The organism is Providencia sp. PROV267 (assembly GCF_028477825.1).
Lineage (GTDB): Bacteria > Pseudomonadota > Gammaproteobacteria > Enterobacterales > Enterobacteriaceae > Providencia > Providencia stuartii.
The window spans coordinates 1-4,434 of sequence record NZ_JAMPLX010000038.1 but is presented as its reverse complement, the minus strand read 5'-3'; the positions used below and the strand labels follow the sequence as shown (position 1 = coordinate 4,434).

3 protein-coding genes, 5 tRNA genes and 1 rRNA gene are annotated in these 4,434 nt (G+C 40.7%); 8 read left to right on the top strand and 1 reads right to left on the bottom strand.

Features of this window, described 5'->3' with window-relative positions:
• Positions 1–39: 39 nt before the first annotated feature.
• The 4 genes from PR709_RS19495 to birA all read left to right on the top strand — a co-directional run bounded on the left by PR709_RS19495 (position 40) and on the right by birA (position 2,478).
• A tRNA-Thr gene (locus PR709_RS19495) sits at positions 40–115 on the top strand.
• Between the two features lie 29 nt (positions 116–144).
• Positions 145–260 (top strand): 5S ribosomal RNA (rrf, locus tag PR709_RS19490).
• A 209-nt stretch (positions 261–469) separates the two neighbouring features.
• Positions 470–1,504: a UDP-N-acetylmuramate dehydrogenase gene (gene murB, locus PR709_RS19485; RefSeq protein WP_004923069.1), complete on the top strand. Its 1,035-nt coding sequence runs from the start codon at positions 470–472 to the stop codon at positions 1,502–1,504.
• Positions 1,501–2,478 (top strand): bifunctional biotin--[acetyl-CoA-carboxylase] ligase/biotin operon repressor BirA, encoded by a 978-nt coding sequence (gene birA / locus PR709_RS19480; protein ID WP_004923065.1) that lies wholly within the window; start codon positions 1,501–1,503, stop codon positions 2,476–2,478. The genes murB and birA overlap by 4 nt, the downstream gene beginning before the upstream one ends.
• A 37-nt stretch (positions 2,479–2,515) precedes the next feature.
• Here the strand turns inward: birA and coaA are convergent, their stop codons facing one another.
• The gene (gene coaA / locus PR709_RS19475; RefSeq protein WP_004924900.1) at positions 2,516–3,466 is read right to left on the bottom strand and encodes a type I pantothenate kinase; all 951 of its coding nucleotides are present in this window, start codon (positions 3,464–3,466) and stop codon (positions 2,516–2,518) included.
• Between the two features lie 438 nt (positions 3,467–3,904).
• On the opposite strand from coaA, the gene PR709_RS19470 reads away from it, so the two are divergent.
• The 4 genes from PR709_RS19470 (at position 3,905) to PR709_RS19455 (ending at position 4,313) form a co-directional block, all read left to right on the top strand.
• A tRNA-Thr gene (locus PR709_RS19470) sits at positions 3,905–3,980 on the top strand.
• Positions 3,981–3,996: 16 nt separating this feature from the next.
• Positions 3,997–4,081, top strand: a tRNA-Tyr gene (locus tag PR709_RS19465).
• 75 nt (positions 4,082–4,156) lie between these two features.
• Positions 4,157–4,231: transfer RNA gene (locus PR709_RS19460), tRNA-Gly, on the top strand.
• A 6-nt stretch (positions 4,232–4,237) separates the two neighbouring features.
• A tRNA-Thr gene (locus PR709_RS19455) sits at positions 4,238–4,313 on the top strand.
• Positions 4,314–4,434 lie beyond the last annotated feature (121 nt).

Below are 4,434 nucleotides of genomic sequence, written 5' to 3'. Positions count from 1 at the left end.
TTTAAAGGTTGTGTCAGTACTGACTGACCGCACCATATTGCTGATATGGCTCAGTTGGTAGAGCACACCCTTGGTAAGGGTGAGGTCCCCAGTTCGAATCTGGGTATCAGCACCATGAATTTATCAGTATTAAAAAAGAATTTACCTAGCGGCAATAGCGCGGTGGTCCCACCTGACCCCATGCCGAACTCAGTAGTGAAACGCCGTAGCGCCGATGGTAGTGTGGGGCTTCCCCATGTGAGAGTAGGGAACTGCTAGGTTTTAAACATAGAAAAGCCACCTTGGGGTGGCTTTTTGCTATTTAGCCCCATTCAAATTATTCTGTATCTTCTTTTTTCTTGTTCCTGACACATTGCCATTTCAACCTAATACTCCTAATGTCATGAGAGGCATCTCATTATTTAATGATTCTCGCGGGTCAGCCTGATAGACTTAGCTCATCTTTATTGGTTATCTATTGAAGGCTGCAATGAACCCATCCCTTGAATTAAAACCGTTTAATACTCTCGGTATCGAAGCACAAGCAAAGTCAGTTTGTATTGCTGGATCAGCAGAAGAGATTTATCAGCAATGGCTTAATGCGCAAAAACAGCAGTTACCTGTTTTGATCCTTGGAGGGGGAAGTAATGTGTTATTTATTGAAGACTTTGATGGTGCGGTAATTCTCAATCGTATTAGAGGCATTACTATCACAGAGACCCCAGAATATTGGCATGTGTATTCTGCGGCAGGTGAGAACTGGCATCAATTTATTGAATATTTAATGGGTAAAGGTATCTATGGTGCTGAAAATTTAGCCTTGATACCTGGCTGTGTAGGCTCTGCACCAATTCAAAACATAGGCGCTTATGGTGTTGAGCTGAAGGATTTATGTGAGTATGTTGATACTCTGAACCTCCAAACTGGTAAGACAGAAAGGATAGAGGCTGAAGCCTGCCATTTTGGCTACCGTGATAGTATCTTTAAGCATGACTATCAGCATTCTCATGTGATTATTGGGGTTGGTTTGAAGTTTGCTAAACAATGGTCACCTAAACTCACCTATGGGGATTTAGCACTCTTAGATGCCGAAACAGTGACTCCACAGCAAGTGTTTGATGCCGTATGCCAGACACGGAAAGCAAAATTACCTGATCCCGCCGTGACGGGCAATGTGGGAAGCTTCTTTAAAAATCCAATTATTACAGCAGATAAAGCGCATCAAATAAAACAACGTTTTCCAACTTGCCCACAGTATGCCCAAGAAGATGGCTCAATAAAGGTTGCTGCGGGTTGGTTGATAGACCAATGTGGGTTGAAAGGCTATGAATTAGGTGGCGCTGCTGTACATACACGGCAGGCTTTAGTCCTCATTAATAAATGCCATGCGACAGGGCGTGATATTGTTGACTTAGCTAAATATGTCAGCCAAACCGTGCATAAGCATTTTGGTATCATGCTTGAGCCAGAAGTGAGGTTTATTGGTAAACATGGCGAAATTAACCCTATGGACTGCATTTTATGAAAGAAACCAGTACACCGCTACAATTGATAGAGATCTTATCTGATGCTCAAATCCACTCAGGCCAACAGCTAGGCGATACATTAGGGATGACACGAGCAGGGATTAATAAACATATTAAAACACTGCGTTCATGGGGCATTGAAGTGCAAACTATCGCAGGTAAAGGCTATAAATTGCCCCATACGCTTAATTTGCTCAATGGTGAGTTAATTAAGCAATATATTCAGGGCAGTGATGTGATTGTGGAGCCTGTCATTGATTCAACAAATCAGTATATGCTTGAAAGAATTTCGAGCTTAAAATCAGGCGATACATGTCTGGCGGAGTACCAAAGTGCGGGGAGAGGTCGACGCGGGCGGCAATGGATTTCACCATTTGGTTGTAATCTATATCTATCGATGTACTGGAAGCTTGATCAAGGGCCGGCAGCTGCAGTCGGACTAAGTTTAGTTGTGGGGATCATAATTGCTGAAACCTTAAATAAACTAAGCAGGGGTAAAGTAAAAGTAAAATGGCCTAATGATCTTTATCTTAATGATAAAAAACTAGCAGGTATACTTGTGGAATTAACAGGAAAAACAGGTGATGCCGCACATATCATTATTGGTATTGGAATTAATATTGGTATGGAAAAAAAGAATGTAGATAAAGAGGGTACAATTAATCAGGAGTGGGCCTCATTAATTGATGAAGTAGAAAATATAGAAAGAAATAAATTGTCTGCTGATATTATTAATGCACTGAAAAAAGCATTAGTTTTATTTGAGAAGGAAGGATTAGTTCCCTTTTTGGAGCGTTGGTTTGAATTAGATAACTTCTTGGGAAGGAAGGTTAAATTGTTGATTGGTGATAAAATTATCACCGGTGTGGAAAAAGGAATAAATCAACAAGGTGCTCTTTTATTACAACAGGATAATGGTGAAATTATTCCTTATATCGGTGGGGAAATATCACTAAGATCTAACGAAAAATAATAAAATGATGCCGGTAAGCTATACCGGCATATAGTGTTTATTTTCTAAGCCTAACATTCTGGATAGAATGGTTTTCGCCTTTGGTCATTATTAAACTTGCACGTTCTTTCGTGGGTAAAATATTTTCTTTTAGGTTTAAACCATTAATTTCATCCCAAATAGAGCCTGCAATTTTAACGGCTTCTTCTTCGCTTAATTTAGAATAATTGTGGAAGTAGGAATCAGGATCGGAAAATGCCCCTTGGCGGAACTTTAGGAACCGACCAATATACCACTGCTTTAATAATTCAGGGTCTGCATCCACGTAGATAGAGAAATCAACAAAGTCTGAGACAAACACATGATGTGGGTCATGTGGATAGTCCATATCACTCTGTAGCACGTTTAAGCCTTCTAGAATTAGGATATCAGGCTGATCAATAACCTGTTGTTGGTCAGGCACAATATCATAAGTAAGATGTGAGTAGACCGGTGCAACAACGTTACGCGCTCCTGATTTTATCTGCGACACGAAATTCACGAGTCTTCGCATATCGTAAGACTGAGGAAAACCCTTTTTCTTCATGATATTTCGATCTTTGAGTACCTGATTAGGATACAAAAAACCATCTGTCGTGATTAAATCAACTTTTCTATGCTCAGGCCAACGTGTTAATAAGGCCTGTAATAGACGAGCCGTTGTGCTCTTGCCTACAGCAACACTGCCTGCAATCCCAATAATATAGGGAACCTTTGCTCCATTTGTTCCTAAGAACTGCTCTAATACAGCCTGACGGCGCAAATTGGAGCTAATATAAAAATTGAGTAAACGAGATAATGGTAGGTAGATTTCAATAACATCTTCCATCGAGAGTTCTTCATTAATACCTTTCAACTCTATCAATTCGCTAGACGTTAATGTCAAAGGGACTGAATCACGTAATGTTGCCCAATGTTCCCTATCAAACTCTAAGTATGGCGTAGTAATAAAATTCTCTGTCTGTTTCATAAACCAACATCTGCCTATTCTATGCAGGTTGGACAGGTTGCCTAAACACCCGTATCCGTAAAATTAAGTTGCATCATAGCGAGTGAAAGATAGTAGGCGTAGAACTTTTTATGTTTTATGTGAATTTTTTTTGACGAAGGCTGTAAAAATAGAACGAGTTGCTGAAAAAAGCAGCGGTTAGAAAGAGGGAACGAAGATACAGAACATCATTTTTTGCTCTAGAAAATGGCCTAAGTCACTTTTTAATGATGCAAGGGCTCTTTACTGATTAAATAATAATGGATTATAGTGGTGTTCTGCTGTAGATGTTTTAAGCTGAATATAGCGAAAAAAGCAGCAAAATCGCAAAAAGTGCATAAAATGTGAGCAAGCGAACAAAAAATTAAAATTTTTTGTTGCAAGTCGCGCTCACTCTTCCTAGAATGCGCAGCACTTGATGCCGGCATAGCTCAGTTGGTAGAGCAACTGACTTGTAATCAGTAGGTCCCGAGTTCGACTCTTGGTGCCGGCACCAATTAACAATTTGGATAGGTGGGATACCCAAGCGGCCAAAGGGAGCAGACTGTAAATCTGCCGTCACAGACTTCGAAGGTTCGAATCCTTCTCCCACCACCATCTCCTGAAGAACTTTTCAAAAAAGTTTATTCAGGTTACATTTAGCAGCTGATAACTCAGGTAGCCGAGTTCATTGCGGGCATCGTATAATGGCTATTACCTCAGCCTTCCAAGCTGATGATGCGGGTTCGATTCCCGCTGCCCGCTCCAAGATGTGCTGATATAGCTCAGTTGGTAGAGCACACCCTTGGTAAGGGTGAGGTCGGCAGTTCGAATCTGCCTATCAGCACCACTTCCCTTATGTTCTCAATTATCTCCCTGATTTGTCTCCTGTAAAAAGCAAGCAAATAAATTTTAACTGCTTGGTTGATGTGGTGTAGCCACCGATTCCGTGTCTTAGAGGGACAATCTAA

What these genes read in the sequence shown, in the direction of transcription:
- murB (WP_004923069.1), top strand. Translation starts at nt 470, where the DNA reads ATGAACCCATCCCTTGAATTAAAACCGTTTAATACTCTCGGTATCGAA.
- birA (WP_004923065.1), top strand. Translation starts at nt 1,501, where the DNA reads ATGAAAGAAACCAGTACACCGCTACAATTGATAGAGATCTTATCTGAT.
- coaA (WP_004924900.1), bottom strand. Translation starts at nt 3,466, where the DNA reads ATGAAACAGACAGAGAATTTTATTACTACGCCATACTTAGAGTTTGAT.